The organism is Pseudomonas gingeri, from assembly GCF_013386165.1.
Taxonomy (GTDB): Bacteria; Pseudomonadota; Gammaproteobacteria; order Pseudomonadales; family Pseudomonadaceae; genus Aquipseudomonas; species Aquipseudomonas gingeri_C.
This window is the reverse complement of record NZ_JACAOS010000018.1, coordinates 42,282-61,518: the sequence shown is the minus strand read 5'-3', so window position 1 is coordinate 61,518 and position 19,237 is coordinate 42,282. Positions and strand designations below refer to the sequence as shown.

The following is a 19,237-nucleotide window of genomic DNA, read 5'->3' as shown; positions in this document are numbered from 1 at the left end:
CTCAGGGGTGCCTGACGCCTAGCAACGTCATCGCCCCGTCCAGCGGCAACTCACCTTCCAGCTCGGCCAGGCTGGCCGTGCCCATGGGCACCGGCTGGCGCACATGGCCATGCTGCAACAAGCTGAGCAGATTGCCCACCAGCGGCTGATGGCTGACCAGCAACAGGTCCTGCTCCGTGTCGAGACGCTGGCTGACATCCCGTGGATTGCTCTCGGGGGTCAGCCAGGGCACGGTGATGATCTCGGCCTCGAAACCCAGCGCCTCGCGTACCAGCCGCGCGGTTTGTTGCGCCCTCAGGTAAGGGCTGGCGTAGATCGCCTGCAACGGCTGGCCGATCAGGTGGGCGGCACTGTGCAGAACCTGCTCGCGGCCATGGGCGGTCAACGCCCGTTCGGCGTCGCTGCGGGCCTGGGGTTCGGCTTCGCCATGACGCAGAACCCAGACTTTCATAGCTTGGGTTCCTCGTCACGGGCCGGATGCGGCGTCGGCGGTACCACATGCGGGGCTTCGCCCTCAGGCGCCCGTGGGGTCGGCCAATCAGCGAACGGCCAAGGCTTCTGTTCAGTGTGGAAAGTGCCGAAACGACCGATCTGGGCGAGGAACTGGCTCAGGCTGTCGCCGAAGCTCATCAGGTTGGCGCTTGGCGCACCGTAGAACAACCTGTAACCCAGCTGCACCAGCACGACTGCGCCGAGGATGAACTGGGCAACCTGCCAGACCAGCAGGAACACCAGCATCCAGACAATGCGCAACACAATGGATTCGTACTTGGACTCGTTCATGACTCGCTCCCGTGGCGCTGAATATCAGTTGAAACCGCTGGTGGAAATGAAATCGACATCGGTTTTCGGCTCGCCGCGCATCAGCAACTCGATCACCTGGGCCAAGGTCCGCCCTTCAAACAGAATGGCATGCAAACCGGCCACCAAGGGCATATAGACCCCGACTTCCTGCGCCTTGACCTTCAACACCTTGAGGGTATTGACCCCTTCGGCGACTTCGCCCAGGCGGGTGACCGCCTCTTCCAGGCTCAAGCCCTGGCCGAGGGCGAAGCCGACCTGATAGTTGCGGCTCTTGGGCGAGGAGCAGGTGACGATCAGGTCGCCGACCCCGGCCAGGCCGAGGAACGTCATGGGGTTGGCGCCCTGGCTGACGGCAAAGCGGGTCATTTCCGCCAGGGCCCGGGTAATCAGCATGCTCTTGGTGTTCTCGCCCATGTCCAAGGCCACCGCCATGCCGGCAATGATCGCGTAGACGTTCTTCAACGCCCCGCCCAACTCGACGCCAAAGCGGTCGGCGCTGGCGTAGACACGGAAGGTCCGCCCATGCAACGCGGCCTGGACGCGGCTGCAAAGCGCCTCGTCCTCGCTGGCGACCACCGTGGCGGTCAACGCGTGCTCGGCCACTTCGCGGGCCAGGTTCGGCCCGGACAACACACCGATCCGTGCTTGTGGCGCGATATCCTCGAGGATCTCGCTCATCAGCTTGAAGGTATGGGCCTCGATACCTTTGGTCAGGCTCACCAGCAACTTGCCGACCAGACGCTCGGCATGGGGCGCCAGCACACTGCGCAAGGCACTGGAGGGCAAGGCGACAAAAAACAGTTCGCAGTCATCGAGGGTCGCGACCAGGTCGGTCACCGGCTCGACCGCCGGGTGCACCTTGATACCCTTGAGGTAACGCGGATTCTCGCGATTGACGCGAATGGACTCGGCCTGCTCGGGGTCGCGCATCCATTGGCGCACCCGGTGACCGTTCTCGGCCAGCAGATTGGCGATGGCGGTGCCGAAACTTCCGCCACCCAGAACCGCGATTGGGTACTGTTCAGTCATATGTAACCCGTCTATCCCTACCAATGGCGATGGCTGCATTATACGGAGCACGCCACCGGCAGCCAGCCCCAATACCAATCGACCAGCCGAACGCAATTCTTTGTAGGAGCCGGCTTGCTGGCGATGCGGGCGCTGCGGTGTTACAGGCAGACCGCGTTATCGCTCATCGCCGGCAAGCCGGCTCCTACAGGTGTGCGGCGGGCCTAGGGTTTCGGGGGGTTGACTGATTCAGCCGATACAATGACGGCCATACGCCATGGCAAACCCGCCAAGCTCGGTTAACATGCACGGCTATTATTTTTTTCAAGGCTGTGCCGTGTCTTTTGGCCCTCCCACCACACGCTCCTCCGTCGTCCTGGCCCTGATATTCAGCGGCCCGTTGCTGGCTGACGACCTGTTTATGGAAAACCAGCCCCTGCCCGAGGTGTTGACGGCCACTCGCCTGAAACAATCGCCGGCCGCGGTCCCCGGCAGCATGACGGTCATCGACAACGAACTGATCAAGGCCAGTGGCGCCCGGGATATCGCCGAACTGCTGCGCCTGGTGCCGGGCATGATGGTCGGCTACACCAACGGCAACCAGCCCAGCATCAACTACCACGGCACCGACGCCAGCAACGCCCGGCGCATGCAAGTGCTGATCGATGGCCGTTCGGTCTACCGCGCGGGCCTGGCGACCGTGGACTGGAGCGATATCCCGGTCGCCCTCGAAGACATCGAGCGCATCGAAGTGTTTCGCGGTCCCAACACCGTCAGCTACGGCGCCAACGCACTGATGGCGGTGGTCAATATCCTCACCAAGTCACCGGGCAGCACCCACGGTTCGACCCTGAAGATCACCCGCGGCGAACGCGGCATCAATGACTGGTACGCCAGCCAGGGCAACGGCTGGGGCACCGGCGACCTGCGCCTGTCGATGTCCGGCGAGGAAGATGAAGGGTTCCAGAGCGACCACCTGGGCAACGACTACCGCGATGGCCGGCGCATCACCCGGGTCAATCTCTCGGTCAGCCAGACGCTCAATGAACAGCAGAGCATCGATTGGCAATTGAACGTCAAGGACGGCACCAACCAACGGCCCTACACCTACCAGGCGGTATTCCCCGGGATCACCGCGGCCGGCGACAACTCCGATGTGCTGGCCAAGGACTACGCCGGCTCGCTGCGCTGGAACCTCGACATCAATCCCCAGCACAGCCTGTATATCCAGGGTTCGGCCCAGCACTGGGATCGCCAGCAGGTCTGGCAAGCCTGCGACGCTAAAGTATCGTTCAGTCCGGAGCTGACCCGGTTATGGCAGTTGAATCCCAACTATGCCGAAAACCTGGCACGCAACATGACCCAGTACGCGGTGGGCAGTCCCCCTCCAGGTGGCGCCCCGGAACAGGCACTGGCCAATCAGGTGCTGAACCAATGGTACAACCAGGGCGCCAGCCAGACCGTCTGCGGCAATATCGACCAGAGCACCCGCGAGACCCGCTACGACCTCGAACTGCAGGACACCCTGAGCCTGTCGGACGGCCTGCGCCTGGTCAGTGGCATGAACTACCGTTATGACAAAGCCGACTCCGAGACCTACTTCGACGGCACCATCGACGACAGCACCTGGCGCCTGTTTGGCCAGCTCGAATGGCGTGCCAGCGAACACTGGCTGGTCCAGGGCGGCGCCATGTACGAAGACGCGCAACTGACCGGAGCCTCCCTGACCCCGCGCTTTGCGGTCAACTACCTGATCAATCCCCGGCACGGCCTGCGCGCGGTGTATTCCGAAGCCATTCGCTCGCCGGACATGTTCGAGAACAACGTCAACTGGAGCTATAGAGTCACCAACCTGAGCTCGCCCACCTACGGCCAGAACAGCGGTCAGTATTTCGTCCAGACCCGTGGCCCGGGAAACCTGGACAAGGAACGGATGCGTTCGCGGGAACTGGGCTATAACGGTTTCTTCGCCGAAATCGGCCTGAGCCTCGACGTGAAGCTGTTCTACGACGAGATCAGCGACATGATCAGCACGCCGTTGCGCAACAACCAGTACATCGCCAGCAATGCCAACAGCTCACGCTTCACCGGCAGCGAAGCCCAGTTCGACTGGCGCCTGGGCAGCGCCGACCGCCTGCGCCTGACCTATGCCTATGTCGATGTCCACGCCAGCAACCCGGTCGACGAACAGTTCACCGCCCGCAACAGCGGCTCGGCCGGCTGGATGCGCGACTGGAGCCACGGCTGGTCCAGTTCGGTCTTCTACTATGGCGACGATGCCATCAATCAATATCGCTTCGAACGGGTCGACCTGCGCCTGGCCAAGCGTATTCCCTTTCGCCGGGCCAGCCTGGAATTGGCCGGGACCCTGCAACAACGCCTCGACGACCAGCCCATCACCTGGGCCGACAACAACTACAACCAGCGCAGCGTCTTGTACTTCAGCGCAGAGCTGGAGTTCTGAACATGAGCCGCCAGGGGTCAAGGATGACATCGGCATGGAACCTTTGCCTCAAGCGACTGGGCCTGGCCCTGCTCGTGCTGTTGTCGAGCGCCCCGGCGCGCTCGGCCGAAGTGCTGTTGACCGGCCTCGAGGACAGCCCCGGGGTCCAGGCCTTTACCGCCGCGCTGGCGCAGCAGCGCCCGACCGACCAGATACGCTTCGTGCCTCTGGCCCAGATGCCCGAACCCAGCCGACTGCCCCCGGCCACTCGCCTGATCCTGCTGGACCCCGCCGGCCTCGACTGGCGGCTGAAGGATAAACAGGGGCCGGCGACCCTGGTCCTGCGCATCAGCCGCCTGCAAGCCATGCAACGTCTGGGCAGCGGACCGACCGCCAGCCTCAGCCTGCTCTGGAGCGACCCACCGCTGTCGCGCCAGCTGCGCCTGATCCGCGAAGTGATGCCCCAGGCCCGGCGAATCGGCGTGCTCTATACCCAGGGCAGTGAGTTCCTGTTGAACGAACTGAATCAGACGGCCCGCTCCCTGGGACTGGAGATCGTCCCCCAACGCTGGGACGACACCAGCGACAGCCGCCCCCTGCAAACCCTGCTCAAGAACAGCGACGTGCTGCTCGGCCTCGACGATCCGACCTTGTATAACCCCAGGACCGCGAAGAACCTGCTGCTCAGCAGCTATGCCCGGCAACTGGCACTGATCGGTCCCAACGCCGGCTTCGTCAAGGCCGGCAGCCTGGCCAGCACCTACAGCGACCAGACCGACTGGCTGGCGATCCTCGACGAGCTGCTCGACCGCGCCCCGTCCGGCTGGCCGAGCAGCCTCTACCCGCAACGCTTCAAGGTCCTGAGCAACCCGCAAGTCGCCCGCTCCCTGGGCATCGAACCGATTGACGAAGTCTCGCTCGCCAGCCGGCTGGCCGAAGGAGAAACCCGCCCATGACCCTGCGACGGTATTGGGGCATCAGCGCCCGGACCCAGATGATCAGCCTTGGCCCCGCGCTGTTGCTGACCTTGCTGCTGATCAGTTTCTTCACCTTCGTGCGGATCCAGGACCTGCGCCAGGAACTCGACCACACCGGCCAACTGATCGCCAACCAGCTGGCGCCGGCCACCGAATACGGGGTGATTTCCGGCAACAGTGAAGTCCTCGACAGCCTGATGCGGGCGACCCTGGCCACACCCCACGTGCGTTTCCTCGAGGTCCAGGACCGCAGCAACAATATCCTGGTGTATGTCGAGCAACCCTCCCAGGAACAAGCCCGGCAGCAGTCGGTGAAACTGTTCCAGGCCCCGGTACGCCTGCAACGCATTCAGTTGGACACTGACTTCCTGAAGGAAGGCAGCACCTCCGGCGCGACGCCGAGTGAGGACTATCTGGGGCGGGTGATCGTCGGCATGTCCAACGACGCCTTCAGCCAGCGGCAGCAGGAAATCCTGCTCAAGGCCGGGATCCTGGCGCTCTTCGCCCTGGTCTTCACCTTCCTCCTGGCCCGGCGCCTGGCGGCCAGTCTGGCGCAACCGATCAGCGCCATGGGCCTGGCGGTCAAGGCGATTCAACAGGGTGACTACAAGACCCAACTGCCGGTGGTCGACGACGCCGAGCTCGGCGCCCTGTCGCGGCATATCAACAACCTCGCCGGAGCCCTCGATCAGGCCAGTCGCGAACAGCACCAGGCCATTGCCCAATTGATCCAGACCCGGGAGGAAGCGGAACGGGCGAACAACGCCAAGTCGGACTTCCTGGCCATGATGAGCCATGAACTGCGCACCCCGATGAACGGCGTGCTGGGCATGCTGCAACTGCTCGAAACCACCGAGATGACCGAGGAACAGACCGAGTACGCGGCCCTGGCCTCGGAGTCCACCGAACACTTGCTCAAGGTGATCAACGACATCCTCGACTTCTCGCGGATCGAACGTTCGGCCCTGGAACTGGAACATATCCCGTTCAACCTCGCCGAACTGATCAACAGCTGCGCCCAGGCCTTCCAGCACAACGCGAGCCAGCGCGGCCTGAGCCTGGACCTGCAGATCCCTGCGGACATGCAGACCCTGCAGGTCAAGGGCGACCCGACACGCATCCGCCAGATCCTGGTCAACCTGATCGGCAATGCACTGAAGTTCACCGAGCACGGCAGCGTCGGCATCGAGCCACACTGGCAGGCACTGGACAACGATGTGCTGTGGTTTACCTGCACGGTGCGCGACAGCGGCATCGGCATTTCCAGCGAACGCCTGGAACTGATGTTCGATGCCTTCCAGCAGGCCGACAGCTCGATCTCCCGGCGCTACGGCGGCACCGGCCTGGGCCTGCCCATTGCCCGGACCCTGGCCGAACGCATGGGCGGCACCCTGCACGCCCGCAGCGAGGAAGGCCTGGGCTCGGTGTTCACCCTGGAAATCCCCCTGGCCCTGCACCGCCCGACCGCATCCGCGGTCCTGGCGCCCGTGCCGGGCGGCCATGGCGAAGGACGCAAGGTGCTGCTGGTGGAAGACAACCCGGTCAACCAGACCGTCATCGACGCCATGTTGCGTGGCCTGGGCTTCGACGTCAGCCTGGCCACCGATGGTGCCCAGGCCATCGATCGCGCGCGCAACGGCCTGTTCGCGGCGATCCTGATGGACTGCCGGCTACCGATCGTCGACGGCTACGAGGCCACCCGACAAATCCGCCAACTGCCCGAGTACGCTCAGGTCCCGATCATCGCCTTGACCGCCAACGCCTTGCAGGGCGACCGCGAAAGCTGCCTGCGGGCGGGCATGAACGACTACCTGGCCAAGCCCTTCAAACGCATGGATCTACAGCAGATTCTCCAGCAATGGCTGCCCTGAATACGATGTGCGACTGGCGTGAAAGACGAAAGTGCGGCAGTCTTAGGCACCCGAATGAGCTGGAAAACCGGCTTGAATAAAAATTTCAGTGCACAAGTGTACATTCATGTCCTTGGTGCTGTGACTTTCACCACAACGCAATAGTCTATGAGTAGGCTGTCGATTCGAGGCATGAACGCTTCGATCGGCCGGGAAGATTTGCCCCACCTGCCGCATGGGATTATTGAGGAGCTCGCATGACCAAACAAAACGCCTTTACCCGGGAAGATCTGCTGCGCTGCAGTCGTGGCGAGCTGTTCGGCCCAGGTAACGCGCAACTGCCCGCCCCCAACATGCTGATGGTGGATCGCATCACCCATATCAGCGAAGAAGGCGGCAAGTACGGCAAAGGTGAATTGGTCGCCGAACTGGATATCACCCCGGACCTGTGGTTCTTCGCCTGCCACTTCGAGGGCGACCCGGTGATGCCAGGCTGCCTGGGCCTCGACGCCATGTGGCAGTTGGTCGGTTTCTTCCTCGGCTGGCAGGGTCTGCCGGGCCGTGGCCGTGCGTTGGGTTCGGGCGAAGTGAAATTCTTCGGCCAGGTCCTGCCGACCGCGAAGAAAGTCACCTATAACATTCAAATCAAGCGCGTCCTCAAGGGCAAGCTGAACCTGGCCATTGCCGACGGTTCGGTCACTGTCGACGGTCGCGAGATCTACACCGCCGAAGGCCTTCGGGTCGGCGTCTTCACCTCCACTGACAACTTCTAAGGGTTATCCGCATGCGCCGCGTCGTTATCACTGGTCTGGGCATCGTTTCGTGCCTGGGCAATGACAAAGAGACCGTCTCCGCTAACCTGCGTGCAAGTCGCCCTGGCATCCGCTTCAACCCGGAATATGCCGAAATGGGTCTGCGTAGCCAGGTTTCCGGCTCCATTGACCTCAATCTCGAAGAGCTGATCGATCGCAAGATCTATCGCTTCGTTGGCCACGCGGCGGCTTACGCCTACCTGGCCATGAAGGACGCCATCGCCGACTCCGGTCTGAGCGAAGAGCAGGTGTCCAACCCGCGTACTGGCCTCGTGGCCGGCTCCGGCGGCGCATCGACCCTGAACCAGATGGAAGCGCTGGATATCCTGCGCGAAAAGGGCGTCAAGCGCGTCGGTCCATACCGCGTGACCCGCACCATGGGCAGCACCGTTTCCGCCTGCCTGGCCACGCCGTTCAAGATCAAGGGCCTGAACTACTCGATCTCCTCCGCCTGCGCCACCAGTGCTCACTGCATCGGTACCGCCCTGGAGCAGATCCAGATGGGCAAGCAGGACATCGTCTTCGCCGGTGGCGGTGAAGAAGAACATTGGAGCCAGTCGTTCCTGTTCGACGCCATGGGCGCGCTGTCCACCCAGTACAACGAAACCCCGGACAAGGCCTCCCGCGCCTACGACGCCAAGCGTGACGGTTTTGTCATCGCCGGCGGTGGCGGCATGGTGGTGGTCGAGGAGCTGGAACACGCTCTGGCCCGCGGCGCGAAGATCTACGCGGAAATCGTCGGCTACGGGGCAACCTCCGACGGCTACGACATGGTCGCGCCAAGCGGCGAAGGCGCGGTCCGTTGCATGCAGATGGCCATGGCCACTGTCGACGGCCCGATCGACTACCTGAACACCCACGGCACCTCGACTCCGGTCGGCGACGTCGCGGAAATGAAAGGTGTGCGTGAAGTCTTCGGCGACAAGGCACCGGTCATCAGTTCGACCAAGAGCCTGTCCGGCCACTCCCTGGGCGCCGCCGGCGTTCACGAAGCGATCTACTGCCTGCTGATGATGGAAGGCAAGTTCATTGCCGGTTCCGCCAACATCGAAGAGCTGGACCCGGAAGTCGCTGACATGCCGGTACTGACCAAGACCCGCGAGAACGTTGAGCTGAACAACGTGATGAGCAACAGCTTCGGCTTCGGCGGCACCAACGCCACCCTGGTCCTGAAGCGCTGGCAGGGCAAGTAAGCCCGGCTTGATCACAGAATGAAAAACGCCCCGACTGGTTCGGGGCTTTTTTTTGCAAACAACGCCGCTTTACCTATACTCACGGTGAGCAAATCTCCTGAAAAGGAGCAACCATGAAAGGTTTTCTCTGCTCCCTCGCATTTGTCGTCATCAGCGCTGTCAGTAGTCTGCCCTCGATTGCAAATGCCCAAGTGGGTATCAATATCAACCTGGGTGCACCTCCCCCACCGAGTTATATTGTTCCAGCGGCGCGCCCGGGATATATCTGGGCGCCTGGGTACTGGAACCTCGTAAGCGGTCGCCGTGTCTGGGTCAATGGTTTCTGGGTACCTGCTCGCCCCGGGTATGCCTACACCCCCGCACGTTGGGTTCACGGCCCCCACGGTTGGCACTTTCAAAAACCAGGGTGGAACCACCATCGGCCGTCCCATCACAAACCGCCTCACAAACCGCCCCATAAACCTCCTCATAAGCCGCCTCATAGACCTCCAGCAGGCGGTGGCAGGCCCGGTGGAGGACCGGGTGGAGGGCCGCGTGGTTGATCAGTAAACGATCAAACAAGCAGTTCGATGCCAACTCCACAATGGCGCGCGAGCGCAAAAAAGCTGAACACCACGCGCACCGAGTGATCTATAAAGCTCAGGGTCTTTTCCCGTCACTCTCTGCGCGAGGTTTGTCATGAGCATCACCATCAACACTGAATCCAGCGAAGGTTTTCGTCACAGCGTCCAGATCGATGATCATCAGTTGTTTACCGATGTCCCCAAGAGTGCCGGGGGCGAAGGCTCGGCACCGGAACCCCACGATTATTTCGACGCGGCCCTGGGAACCTGCAAAGCCCTGACCCTCAAACTCTACGCCCAGAAGAAAGGCATTCCGCTGACGGGGGTCACCGTCGAGGTCAAGCGCGACAACAGCCAGGAACAGAAAGGTCACTATGGCCTGCAGGTCAAACTGACCCTCAAGGGCGTGCTCAGCGATGCCCAGCGTGAAGAGCTGCATAAAGTCGCGGATCGCTGCCCGATCCACAAATTGATGACCAGCACCGAAGTCAGCATCGAAACCCTGCTGGCCGAAGGCGCTTTCAGCCAGTAAGGGCAGCGGCGAAAAAGCGGGTTATGCTCTGCGCATTACCCGCTGAGCCAGGAAGCCCCATGAACACACCACTGGTGATCCGTCCTCGCGCCGAGGATGTCGAAGGCCAACCGATCCTGCGCCCCCTGCCCTCGGCTCAGTGCCGCAGCGTCGGGCCCTTCGTGTTTTTCGACCATATGCTGGAAACCCGCTATGCCCCAGGGCACGGCATGAATGTGCGCCAGCATCCGCATATCGGCCTGTCGACCCTGACCTACCTGTTCGACGGCGAGATCGTGCACAAGGACAGCCTCGGCTCCGACCAGCACGTCAAGCCTGGCGATGTCAGCTGGATGACCGCCGGCAGCGCCATCGCCCATGTTGAAAGGACCCCCGCCGAGCTCGTCGCCAGCGGCTCCAGCCTGCATGGCTTGCAGATCTGGCTGGCGTCACCCAAGGCCTTCGAACAGGGTCACGGTCATTACAGCCATCACCCGGCCGCCAGCCTGCCCTTCAGTGACACCCTGGGGGTACGGATCTGTCTGATCGCCGGCAGTGGCTTTTGCCTGACCTCACCGGTGCCGGTCCTGTCGCCCACGCTGTATGCCGACATCCACATGGAAAGCGGGACCACCCTGCTGATTCCGGATGAGCATGAGGAGCGTGCGGTGTATGTGCTGGAGGGTGAGGCACAGCTTGAAGGTGACGCGCTGGAGCCGCGCAGCCTGGTGGTGTTGCCGAAGGGGGAAAGCCTCACGCTGTTCGCCGAGGGTGAGTGTCACCTGGTGGTGATCGGAGGTGCGCCGCTGGATGGGCCGCGACGGATGAACTGGAACTTCGTCGCCAGTGATCCGGCGTTGATCGATCAGGCGCGGACACGCTGGGCGGCCGGGGATTGGCCGACGGTGCCGGGGGAAAGCGAGCGGATCGAGTTGCCACAGAGGCCCGCCGCAGAAAAGCCCTGAATCCGACGCTATCCTGCGGTTGAAACACCCCTCCCCTGTAGGAGCGAGCTTGCTCGCGATTAGGCCAGCAAGTTTTGCATCGCTCTTGCGGCCGTCATCGCGAGCAAGCTCGCTCCTACAGGGGGGCAGCGTATCAGACGTGATGTCAGAGGCTGGCTCAGCCCTTGAACACTTCGTCCAGCAGGTTGTGCATCGACACAAAGGCCCGCGCCGCGGTCTTCGCGTCGTACATCATCATGCCCGGCGTATTGGCGTGCGGGTCGGTGAAGGAATGGAACGCGCCGCCATAGCTCAGGAGCTGCCAATCGACACCCGCCGCATTCATCTCAGCTTCAAATGCCGGCAGTTGCTCTTTCGGCACCAACGGGTCGGACGCGCCGTGCAGCACCAGCACCGAACCCTTGATGTTCTTCGCTTCCGATACATCCGGCGTATCCAGCGTGCCGTGGAACGACACTGTCGCTTTCAACGGCGCGCCAGTACGGGCCAGCTCCAGGGAGCAGCAACCGCCAAAGCAGAAACCGAAGGTCGCCAGCTGCGCCGTGTCCACCGCTGCCAGGTCCTGGCTTTGCAGCGCTTCAAAGGCCGCCTGCATGCGCTTGCGCAGCAGGACACGGTCGTTTTTCAACGGCATCATCGCCGCACCGGCTTCATCGCCATTGCTCGGACGAACCGACTGACCATAGATGTCGGCGATCAACACCACATAACCCTTGGCCGCGACCGCCTGGGCGATCTTCTCGGCACCGGCGCTGACGCCCATCCAGTTCGGTGCCATCAACAGACCTGGACGTGGCCCTTTGTGGCTGGCATCAAAGGCCAGACGGCTTTCATAGGACTGGCCATCAATCTGATAAACCACCGAACTCACAGTAACCTGGCTCATTTCGAACTCCGAAAAAAACATCCAAGGATAAAAAAACCCGCCGAAGCGGGTTTTCGTGCAACGAGCTTAAGCTGACAGCTCAACCAACAGCTTGTTCAGGCGGCGAACATACGCCGCCGGATCCTTCAGGCTGTCACCGGCCGCCAGGGCCGCCTGGTCCAGCAGGATGTGCGACAGATCGCCAAAGCGGTCCTCGTCCGGCTCCGCATCGAGCTTCTCGATCAGCGGGTGCGCCGGGTTGAATTCGAAGATCGGCTTGGAATCCGGCACTTTCTGCCCGCTCGCTTCGAGGATCTGGCGCATCTGCAGACCCAGGTCCTGCTCACCGATGGCCAGGATCGCCGGGGAGTCGGTCAGGCGATGGGAAACCCGCACTTCGCTGACAGCGTCGCCCAAGGCAGTCTTGATACGTTCAACCAGACCTTCTTTGGTCTTGGCGACTTCCTCGGCAGCCTTCTTGTCCTCTTCCGAGTCCAGATTGCCCAGGTCCAGGTCGCCGCGTGCCACATCGACAAAGCTCTTGCCGTCGAACTCGTTGAGGTAGCTCATCAGCCACTCGTCGATACGATCGGTCAGCAGCAGCACTTCGATGCCTTTCTTGCGGAAGACTTCCAGGTGCGGGCTGTTCTTGACCTGGGCGTAGGTTTCGCCGGTCAGGAAGTAGATCTTGTCCTGACCTTCCTTGGCGCGAGCCAGGTACTCGGCCAGGGACACCACTTGCTCACCGTCGTCACCCAGGGTGGAGGCGAAGCGCAGCAGGCCGGCGATTTTTTCCTTGTTGGCGAAATCTTCAGCCGGGCCTTCTTTCATGACCTGGCCGAAGTTTTTCCAGAAGCCCTTGTATTGCTCAGGCTCGTTCTTCGCCAGTTTTTCCAGCATGTCGAGGACACGCTTGGTCAGCGCCGACTTCATCGAGTCGATGATCGGGTCTTTCTGCAGGATTTCCCGCGAGACGTTCAGGGACAGGTCGTTGGAGTCGACCACACCCTTGATGAAGCGCAGGTACAGCGGCAGGAAGGACTCGGCCTGGTCCATGACGAACACGCGCTGGACGTAGAGCTTGAGGCCTTTCGGCGCTTCACGCTGATACAGGTCGAACGGAGCACGAGCCGGCACGTAGAGCAGCGAGCTGTATTCCAGCTTGCCTTCGACCTTGTTGTGGCTCCAGCTCAGCGGGTTCTCGTAGTCATGGGCGATGTGCTTGTAGAACTCCTGGTATTCCTCGTCCTTCACCTCGGTGCGCGGACGGGTCCACAGGGCACTGGCGCGGTTGACGGTTTCCCATTCCAGCGCTGGCTTCTCTTCGCCTTCGACTGCGGCCACTTCTTTCGGCAGCTCGATCGGCAAAGCGATATGGTCGGAGTACTTCTTGATGATGTTGCGCAGGCGCCAGCCATCGGCGAATTCGTTTTCAGCCGATTTCAGGTGCAGGACGATGCGGGTACCACGGTCGGCCTTGTCGACAGTGGCGACTTCGAACTCGCCCTCGCCCTTGGACGACCAGTGCACGCCTTCGCTGGCGGCAAGGCCGGCGCGACGGCTGAACACTTCAACCTGGTCGGCGACGATAAAGGCCGAGTAGAAGCCCACGCCGAACTGACCGATCAGGTGCGAATCCTTCTTCTGGTCGCCCGAGAGGTTCTTCATGAAGTCGGCGGTGCCGGACTTGGCGATGGTCCCCAGGTGGGTGATCACATCGACACGGCTCATGCCGATACCGTTGTCTTCGAGGGTGACGGTGTTGGCGTCCTTGTCGAAGCTCACACGGATCTTCAGTTCCGCGCCACCTTCCAGCAACTCAGGCTTGGACAGCGCTTCGAAACGTAATTTGTCGACAGCGTCGGAGGCGTTGGAGATCAATTCGCGAAGGAAAATTTCCTTGTTGGAATACAGCGAATGGATCATGAGGTGCAGCAGTTGCTTCACCTCGGTCTGGAAGCCCAGGGTTTCCTTTTGAGTTTCCACACTCATGGTCATCAAACTCCAATTGGATGGCAGTGGCCGCCCCCGAAAGGGTTGGCGGCGGGTTGTCATCAAAGTTGGGGGCGGTGATGGGGATTTCAAGTGCCCGGAAGCGTTTCCTCGATCTTGAAGTGGGCCCGGGCAGTGGCAATCGGCTCGGCCTCGGTAGTTTGCCAGGCCGTGATGGCGACGTTCGCCACCCGCCGGCCCTGGCGGCACAGCTGGCATTTGGCGTAGGTATCGCGGTATTGCCCGGCACGCAGGTAGTCGACGGAAAAGTCGATGACCTTGGGCACCCCCGGCGAACCGGTAAACACCAGCAGGTGCAGGGCGGCCGCCAGTTCCATGAAACCGGCGATCACGCCGCCGTGAATCGCCGGCAGCAACGGGTTGCCGATGTTGTCCCTGTTCGCCGGCAGGCAGAACAACAGTTCATCGCCCAGTCGTGAGCACTGGATGCCGATCAGCTTGGCGTAGGGGATAAGCTCCAGCAATTGGCCGTATTCACCCTGCTGGTGGGCCTGTTGCAGCATGGCCTTGAAGTCGTTGCTCATGCCGCACCGCCATTGAGTGAACCGCTGAAGCTGTGGGCGCCCTTGATCCCCTTGCCCATGCGCATGAAGGTGCCGACCACGTGGGCGATGGGCTGCTGCGGATCATCCTGATAGGCAAAGCCACGGGCGAAGATGATGTCGCGAGTCACCCGGTAGCATTCGGCGAAACCGTAGACATCCTGATGCGGGGCTGCCGGGTGCATGTAGTCGATACGCAGGTCCAGGGTCGGACAGACTTCGAACTCGGGCAGGACACACAGGGTGGACATGCCACAGGCGGTGTCCATCAGGGTCGTCAGCACCCCGCCATGGATCACGCCGGATTTCGGGTCGCCGACGATCTCGGCGCTGTACGGCAGGATCACGGTCAAGCCCGTGGCATCGGCGCTGAGCAAACGCAGCCCGAGGACCTGGCAGTGGCGGATGGCGCTGAGAAAGCGGGTGGCGCGCTCGAAAATCGGGTTCTGGCTCATGAACTGATAGCTCTCATCCGGAGAAAAACGTCCATAAAAACGAAACATCAGGAAAAAGTTCCGCTCGGTCGGTACTTATATATCTTTAAAAATCAAGGAACTTAACCCTGGAGAGCGTGTTCTGAAAGGCCGGTAGTCCAGTGATATTCACAAAGGAGCAACACCCCAATGCGTAAGACTTTAGCTATTGCCTTGATGCTGACCGCGTCCCTCGGTCTCGCCGCGTGCGATAAAAAATCCGAGGACAAAGCTCAAGACGCCACCCAACACGCCCAGGATGCTCAGAAAAGCATGAGCGAGGCTCAGGATAAGGTGAACGACGCCGCCAAGGAAAACGCCGAAGCTGCCAAAGCTCAGGCTGAATCCAACAAAGCAGCCGTCGAAGAGCAATCCAAGGAAGCCACCGGCTCCTGATTCTTCCAGACAAAATAAAACCCGCCTTGCGCGGGTTTTATTTTGTCTGCGTACAGGTGACGCAACCTCAGGCCAGGACTTCGCTCGGTTTGCCGAGCACCCGGTCGATCACCACCGCAATCGCCAGCATCACCACCGAAGGCACCAGCCAGGCCAGGCCCTGCTCGCTCAGCGGCAGGTGCGACAGCTGCGTCGGCATCCAGTCCGCCAGCCCGGCACCCTTGAGGGCGTCGATCATGCCGAACAACAGCGACACCAGCATCACCGGCCCGACGATACGCCCCTGGGCATACCAGAACGACTGGCAGAAGCTCAGGGCCACCAGGGCGATGCACGGCGGGTAGATCGCGGTCAGGACCGGGATCGAGAAGGCAATCAGCTTGGTCAGCCCCAGGTTCGACACCAGCAGCGAGAACGCCGCGAGGATGATCACCAGGCTCTTGTAGGACAACGGCAGGACCCGGCTGAAGTACTCGGCACAGGCGCAGGTCAGGCCCACCGCCGTCACCAGGCACGCCAGGGAGATCAGCACCGCGAGGAAACCGCTGCCCAGGGAGCCGAAGGTGTGTTGCACATAGGCGTGCAGCACCGCCGCGCCATTGCTGGCACCGGCCGCCACTTCATGGCTGCCCGAACCCAGGCGGAACAGGCTGATATACACCAGCGCCAGGCCGACCCCGGCAATCAGCCCGGCGATGACCGCGTAGCGGGTGATCAGCCGTGGCGACTCGACACCGCGGGAACGGATGGCATTGACGATGATGATGCCAAATACCAGGGCGCCGAGGGTATCCATGGTCAGGTAGCCATTGATAAAGCCCTGGGAGAACGGTGCCGCGACGTACTCGGGGGTGGCCGTGCCGATATCGCCGGCCGGCAAGGCAAAGGCCGCGATGCCCAGGGCCGACAGGGCAATGATCTTCAGCGGCGCGAGGAAACGGCCGACGGTGTCCAGCAGGCGCCCTGGGTACAGGGAGATGAAGAACACCAGCAGGAAGTACACCGAACTGTAGATCAGCAGTGCCAGCGGGCTTTCACCGGTCAACGGCGCCAGGCCGACTTCGAAGGACACGGTGGCCGTGCGCGGGGTGGCGAACAACGGACCGACCGCCAGGTAGCAGGCCGCGGCCAGCAAACCGCCGGCGACCTTGCCGATAGGGCTGCTCAGGGCATCCATGGCCCCGCCGACCTTGGCCAGCGCGACCACGGTGATGACCGGCAGGCCAACCGCGGTGATCAGGAAGCCCAGCGCCGCCATCCAGACATGGGGCCCGGACTGCAAACCGACGATCGGCGGGAAGATGATGTTGCCGGCCCCAACGAACAGGGCAAAGGTCATAAAGCCAAGTGCCAGGATGTCCTGGCCTTTCAACACTTTCATTTCAGGAAATACCACACTGCTGAATCGGAATTTAGAGAGGGATTTCCCGTGGGATGAGGGAAATGCTGTCGACCCGTATGGGGTTGACCCGTTTAGCGCGCGGCGGCCTTGTGGGCAGCAGACGCAAAGAGGCGGCCACACTAACAAATCTGGGGGTAAGGCGCACTGTTTGAGGGCAATATTGTCCTACAGACGACAACCTTATGTCGCATTTATATATGAAATCCAGAAAGCACAAAGGCCACCCGAAGGTGGCCTTTGCAGGTGAAGCATCAATCAAGAACACCCAACAAGCTCGCCGCTGATCGCTTGAAGCTCGTAGCTGTTCTTATTTGACCGCCCAACCGGTCAGCTCGGCCAGGGCCTTGCCGATGTCTGCCAGCGAACGCACGGTTTTCACGCCTGCGTCTTGCAGGGCAGCGAACTTCTCGTCCGCAGTGCCTTTGCCGCCGGAGATGATTGCGCCCGCATGGCCCATGCGCTTGCCCGCAGGGGCAGTCACACCAGCGATGTAGGAAACAACCGGCTTGGTCACGTGTGCCTTGATGTAGGCAGCCGCTTCTTCTTCAGCCGAACCGCCGATCTCACCGATCATGACGATCGCTTCGGTCTTCGGGTCTTCCTGGAACAGTTTCAGGATGTCGATGAAGTTCGAACCTGGGATCGGGTCACCGCCGATGCCGACGCAAGTCGACTGACCGAAACCGGCGTCAGTAGTTTGCTTGACAGCTTCGTAAGTCAGGGTGCCGGAACGCGAAACGATACCGACCTTGCCTGGCAAGTGAATGTGACCTGGCATGATGCCGATCTTGCATTCGCCTGGGGTGATCACGCCTGGGCAGTTAGGGCCGATCAGGATCACGCCCAGTTCGTCGCACTTAACTTTAGCGTCCAGCATGTCCAGGGTAGGAATGCCTTCGGTGATGCAAACGATCAGCTTGATGCCGCCGAACGCTGCTTCCAGGATCGAGTCCTTGCAGAAAGGAGCTGGAACGTAGATCACGCTGGCAGTGGCGCCAGTGGCAGCTACAGCGTCTTTCACGGTGTTGAACACTGGCAGACCCAGGTGCTCGGTGCCGCCTTTGCCCGGCGTTACGCCACCAACCATCTTGGTGCCGTATTCGAGAGCTTGCTGGGTGTGGAAACTACCTTGCGAACCGGTAATACCCTGGCAGATAACTTTGGTGTCTTTATTGATCAGGACGCTCATTATTTGCCCTCCGCAGCTTTGACAACTTGTTGAGCAGCGTCGGTCAGGCTGGTAGCAGCGATGATGTTCAAGCCGCTTTCTGCCAGTACTTTAGCGCCCAGTTCAGCGTTGTTACCTTCAAGGCGAACAACAACCGGGATTTTCACGCCGACTTCTTTCACAGCGCCGATGATGCCTTCGGCAATCATGTCGCAGCGAACGATGCCGCCGAAGATGTTGACCAATACTGCAGCGACGTTAGTGTCGGACAGGATGATCTTGAACGCTTCGGTAACGCGTTCCTTGGTTGCACCACCACCTACGTCGAGGAAGTTGGCTGGTTTGCCGCCATGCAGGTTGACGATGTCCATGGTACCCATGGCCAGGCCAGCACCGTTGACCATGCAACCGATGTTGCCTTCCAGGGCTACGTAGTTCAGTTCGAACTTGGCAGCGTGCGCTTCGCGCGGATCGTCTTGCGACGGATCGTGGAAGGTCTTCAGCTTAGGCTGACGGTACATGGCGTTGGCGTCGATGTTGATCTTGGCATCGAGGCAATGCAGATCGCCGTCAGCCTTGATCACCAGCGGGTTCACTTCCAGCAGGGCCAGGTCGTGATCCTTGAACAGTTTGGCCAGACCGACGAAGATCTTGGCGAACTGAGTCACTTGCTTGCCTTCCAGACCCAGCTGGAATGCCAGCTCGCGACCCTGGAATGGCTGAGCGCCAACCAGTGGATCGATAGTGGCCTTGAGGATTTTCTCAGGGGTGTCGTGAGCGATTTTCTCGATGTCCACGCCACCTTCGGTGGAAGCCATGAACACGATACGACGGCTCGAACGGTCAACGACAGCGCCCAGGTACAGCTCTTTAGCGATATCAGTGCACGATTCAACCAGGATCTTGGTGACAGGCTGGCCATTGGCATCAGTCTGATAGGTCACCAGACGCTTGCCCAGCCACTGCTGTGCAAAGGCTTTAGCGTCTTCTTTGCTGCGAACCAGCTTAACGCCGCCCGCTTTACCGCGACCACCAGCGTGGACCTGGGCTTTGACAACCCACTCGGTACCACCGATCTTGTCGCAAGCTTCTGCCGCTGCTTCCGGGGTATCGACTGCGAAACCCTGGGATACTGGCAGGCCGTATTCAGCGAACAGCTGCTTACCCTGATACTCGTGAAGATTCATGCTTTTTACCGTCTTCGTTAGGTACTGCGCATTCGGTGCTGCACTGATTGCAGTGCCGCACCACC

Annotated in this window: 19 protein-coding genes; 9 read left to right on the top strand and 10 right to left on the bottom strand. The window is 61.3% G+C overall.

The annotated features are described in order from the left end of the window. Position 1: 1 nt before the first annotated feature. The 3 genes from sixA to HX866_RS21975 are packed head-to-tail and all read right to left on the bottom strand — an operon-like array spanning position 2 to position 1,833. Entirely contained in the window at positions 2 to 451 is a 450-nt protein-coding gene (gene sixA, locus HX866_RS21985; RefSeq protein ID WP_177126519.1) for a phosphohistidine phosphatase SixA, read from the bottom strand. Then, positions 448 to 783 carry a DUF4389 domain-containing protein gene (locus HX866_RS21980; RefSeq protein WP_177126521.1) on the bottom strand — a complete coding sequence of 112 codons (336 nt, stop codon included), beginning with the start codon at positions 781 to 783 and terminating at the stop codon, positions 448 to 450. The genes sixA and HX866_RS21980 overlap by 4 nt, the downstream gene beginning before the upstream one ends. Positions 784 to 807: 24 nt before the next feature. After that, on the bottom strand, positions 808 to 1,833 hold the full coding sequence (locus HX866_RS21975) for an NAD(P)H-dependent glycerol-3-phosphate dehydrogenase (protein WP_177094487.1): 1,026 nt from the start codon (positions 1,831 to 1,833) through the stop codon (positions 808 to 810). Positions 1,834 to 2,116: 283 nt separating this feature from the next. On the opposite strand from HX866_RS21975, the gene HX866_RS21970 reads away from it, so the two are divergent. The 8 genes from HX866_RS21970 to HX866_RS21935 all read left to right on the top strand — a co-directional run bounded on the left by HX866_RS21970 (position 2,117) and on the right by HX866_RS21935 (position 11,126). Next, entirely contained in the window at positions 2,117 to 4,276 is a 2,160-nt protein-coding gene (locus HX866_RS21970; RefSeq protein ID WP_177094485.1) for a TonB-dependent receptor plug domain-containing protein, read from the top strand. Positions 4,277 to 4,299: 23 nt separating this feature from the next. Further along, positions 4,300 to 5,211 carry an ABC transporter substrate-binding protein gene (locus HX866_RS21965; RefSeq protein WP_256344976.1) on the top strand — a complete coding sequence of 304 codons (912 nt, stop codon included), beginning with the start codon at positions 4,300 to 4,302 and terminating at the stop codon, positions 5,209 to 5,211. Further along, entirely contained in the window at positions 5,208 to 7,103 is a 1,896-nt protein-coding gene (locus HX866_RS21960) for an ATP-binding protein (RefSeq protein ID WP_177094481.1), read from the top strand. Before HX866_RS21965 ends, HX866_RS21960 begins: the two co-directional genes overlap by 4 nt. Positions 7,104 to 7,339: 236 nt before the next feature. Then, positions 7,340 to 7,855 carry a 3-hydroxyacyl-[acyl-carrier-protein] dehydratase FabA gene (gene fabA, locus HX866_RS21955; protein ID WP_017127984.1) on the top strand — a complete coding sequence of 172 codons (516 nt, stop codon included), beginning with the start codon at positions 7,340 to 7,342 and terminating at the stop codon, positions 7,853 to 7,855. A gap of 11 nt (positions 7,856 to 7,866) precedes the next feature. Next, positions 7,867 to 9,087: a beta-ketoacyl-ACP synthase I gene (gene fabB / locus HX866_RS21950; protein WP_177094479.1), complete on the top strand. Its 1,221-nt coding sequence runs from the start codon at positions 7,867 to 7,869 to the stop codon at positions 9,085 to 9,087. Positions 9,088 to 9,200: 113 nt separating this feature from the next. Further along, the gene (locus HX866_RS21945; RefSeq protein WP_177126525.1) at positions 9,201 to 9,629 is read left to right on the top strand and encodes a YXWGXW repeat-containing protein; all 429 of its coding nucleotides are present in this window, start codon (positions 9,201 to 9,203) and stop codon (positions 9,627 to 9,629) included. A gap of 136 nt (positions 9,630 to 9,765) precedes the next feature. Next, complete coding sequence (locus HX866_RS21940; protein ID WP_177126527.1) at positions 9,766 to 10,182, top strand: OsmC family protein; 417 nt, start codon at positions 9,766 to 9,768, stop codon at positions 10,180 to 10,182. 59 nt (positions 10,183 to 10,241) lie between these two features. After that, positions 10,242 to 11,126 (top strand): pirin family protein, encoded by an 885-nt coding sequence (locus HX866_RS21935; RefSeq protein ID WP_177105716.1) that lies wholly within the window; start codon positions 10,242 to 10,244, stop codon positions 11,124 to 11,126. Between the two features lie 157 nt (positions 11,127 to 11,283). Here HX866_RS21935 and HX866_RS21930 read toward each other — a convergent pair whose 3' ends face one another. From HX866_RS21930 to HX866_RS21915, 4 genes are all read right to left on the bottom strand, one after another. Further along, positions 11,284 to 12,012, bottom strand: coding sequence for a dienelactone hydrolase family protein (locus tag HX866_RS21930; RefSeq protein ID WP_177094471.1), 729 nt, complete (start codon positions 12,010 to 12,012; stop codon positions 11,284 to 11,286). A 66-nt stretch (positions 12,013 to 12,078) separates the two neighbouring features. Then, on the bottom strand, positions 12,079 to 13,983 hold the full coding sequence (gene htpG, locus HX866_RS21925; protein WP_177105717.1) for a molecular chaperone HtpG: 1,905 nt from the start codon (positions 13,981 to 13,983) through the stop codon (positions 12,079 to 12,081). Positions 13,984 to 14,072: 89 nt separating this feature from the next. Beyond that, positions 14,073 to 14,528, bottom strand: a complete 456-nt coding sequence (locus HX866_RS21920) for a PaaI family thioesterase (RefSeq protein WP_177126531.1) — start codon at positions 14,526 to 14,528, stop codon at positions 14,073 to 14,075. Then, positions 14,525 to 15,001: a PaaI family thioesterase gene (locus HX866_RS21915; RefSeq protein WP_177126543.1), complete on the bottom strand. Its 477-nt coding sequence runs from the start codon at positions 14,999 to 15,001 to the stop codon at positions 14,525 to 14,527. The genes HX866_RS21920 and HX866_RS21915 overlap by 4 nt, the downstream gene beginning before the upstream one ends. Before the next feature lie 168 nt (positions 15,002 to 15,169). Here HX866_RS21915 and HX866_RS21910 point away from each other — a divergent pair, with 168 nt between their 5' ends. Next, a complete protein-coding gene (locus HX866_RS21910) occupies positions 15,170 to 15,415 on the top strand; it encodes a hypothetical protein (protein ID WP_121133599.1) in 246 nt (81 codons plus the stop codon). Positions 15,416 to 15,482: 67 nt separating this feature from the next. Here HX866_RS21910 and brnQ read toward each other — a convergent pair whose 3' ends face one another. From brnQ to sucC, 3 genes are all read right to left on the bottom strand, one after another. Next, positions 15,483 to 16,796: a branched-chain amino acid transport system II carrier protein gene (gene brnQ, locus HX866_RS21905; RefSeq protein ID WP_177140408.1), complete on the bottom strand. Its 1,314-nt coding sequence runs from the start codon at positions 16,794 to 16,796 to the stop codon at positions 15,483 to 15,485. A gap of 328 nt (positions 16,797 to 17,124) precedes the next feature. Then, a complete protein-coding gene (gene sucD, locus HX866_RS21900; protein ID WP_177094463.1) occupies positions 17,125 to 18,006 on the bottom strand; it encodes a succinate--CoA ligase subunit alpha in 882 nt (293 codons plus the stop codon). Continuing rightward, positions 18,006 to 19,172, bottom strand: coding sequence for an ADP-forming succinate--CoA ligase subunit beta (gene sucC, locus HX866_RS21895; protein ID WP_103498765.1), 1,167 nt, complete (start codon positions 19,170 to 19,172; stop codon positions 18,006 to 18,008). The genes sucD and sucC overlap by 1 nt, the downstream gene beginning before the upstream one ends. Positions 19,173 to 19,237 lie beyond the last annotated feature (65 nt).

Excerpts from the sequence above, each read along its gene's own strand:
- sixA (WP_177126519.1), bottom strand. The coding sequence starts at position 451 with ATGAAAGTCTGGGTTCTGCGTCATGGCGAAGCCGAACCCCAGGCCCGC.
- HX866_RS21980 (WP_177126521.1), bottom strand. The coding sequence starts at position 783 with ATGAACGAGTCCAAGTACGAATCCATTGTGTTGCGCATTGTCTGGATG.
- HX866_RS21975 (WP_177094487.1), bottom strand. The coding sequence starts at position 1,833 with ATGACTGAACAGTACCCAATCGCGGTTCTGGGTGGCGGAAGTTTCGGC.
- HX866_RS21970 (WP_177094485.1), top strand. The coding sequence starts at position 2,117 with ATGCACGGCTATTATTTTTTTCAAGGCTGTGCCGTGTCTTTTGGCCCT.
- HX866_RS21965 (WP_256344976.1), top strand. The coding sequence starts at position 4,300 with ATGACATCGGCATGGAACCTTTGCCTCAAGCGACTGGGCCTGGCCCTG.
- HX866_RS21960 (WP_177094481.1), top strand. The coding sequence starts at position 5,208 with ATGACCCTGCGACGGTATTGGGGCATCAGCGCCCGGACCCAGATGATC.
- fabA (WP_017127984.1), top strand. The coding sequence starts at position 7,340 with ATGACCAAACAAAACGCCTTTACCCGGGAAGATCTGCTGCGCTGCAGT.
- fabB (WP_177094479.1), top strand. The coding sequence starts at position 7,867 with ATGCGCCGCGTCGTTATCACTGGTCTGGGCATCGTTTCGTGCCTGGGC.
- HX866_RS21945 (WP_177126525.1), top strand. The coding sequence starts at position 9,201 with ATGAAAGGTTTTCTCTGCTCCCTCGCATTTGTCGTCATCAGCGCTGTC.
- HX866_RS21940 (WP_177126527.1), top strand. The coding sequence starts at position 9,766 with ATGAGCATCACCATCAACACTGAATCCAGCGAAGGTTTTCGTCACAGC.
- HX866_RS21935 (WP_177105716.1), top strand. The coding sequence starts at position 10,242 with ATGAACACACCACTGGTGATCCGTCCTCGCGCCGAGGATGTCGAAGGC.
- HX866_RS21930 (WP_177094471.1), bottom strand. The coding sequence starts at position 12,012 with ATGAGCCAGGTTACTGTGAGTTCGGTGGTTTATCAGATTGATGGCCAG.
- htpG (WP_177105717.1), bottom strand. The coding sequence starts at position 13,983 with ATGAGTGTGGAAACTCAAAAGGAAACCCTGGGCTTCCAGACCGAGGTG.
- HX866_RS21920 (WP_177126531.1), bottom strand. The coding sequence starts at position 14,528 with ATGAGCAACGACTTCAAGGCCATGCTGCAACAGGCCCACCAGCAGGGT.
- HX866_RS21915 (WP_177126543.1), bottom strand. The coding sequence starts at position 15,001 with ATGAGCCAGAACCCGATTTTCGAGCGCGCCACCCGCTTTCTCAGCGCC.
- HX866_RS21910 (WP_121133599.1), top strand. The coding sequence starts at position 15,170 with ATGCGTAAGACTTTAGCTATTGCCTTGATGCTGACCGCGTCCCTCGGT.
- brnQ (WP_177140408.1), bottom strand. The coding sequence starts at position 16,796 with ATGAAAGTGTTGAAAGGCCAGGACATCCTGGCACTTGGCTTTATGACC.
- sucD (WP_177094463.1), bottom strand. The coding sequence starts at position 18,006 with ATGAGCGTCCTGATCAATAAAGACACCAAAGTTATCTGCCAGGGTATT.
- sucC (WP_103498765.1), bottom strand. The coding sequence starts at position 19,172 with ATGAATCTTCACGAGTATCAGGGTAAGCAGCTGTTCGCTGAATACGGC.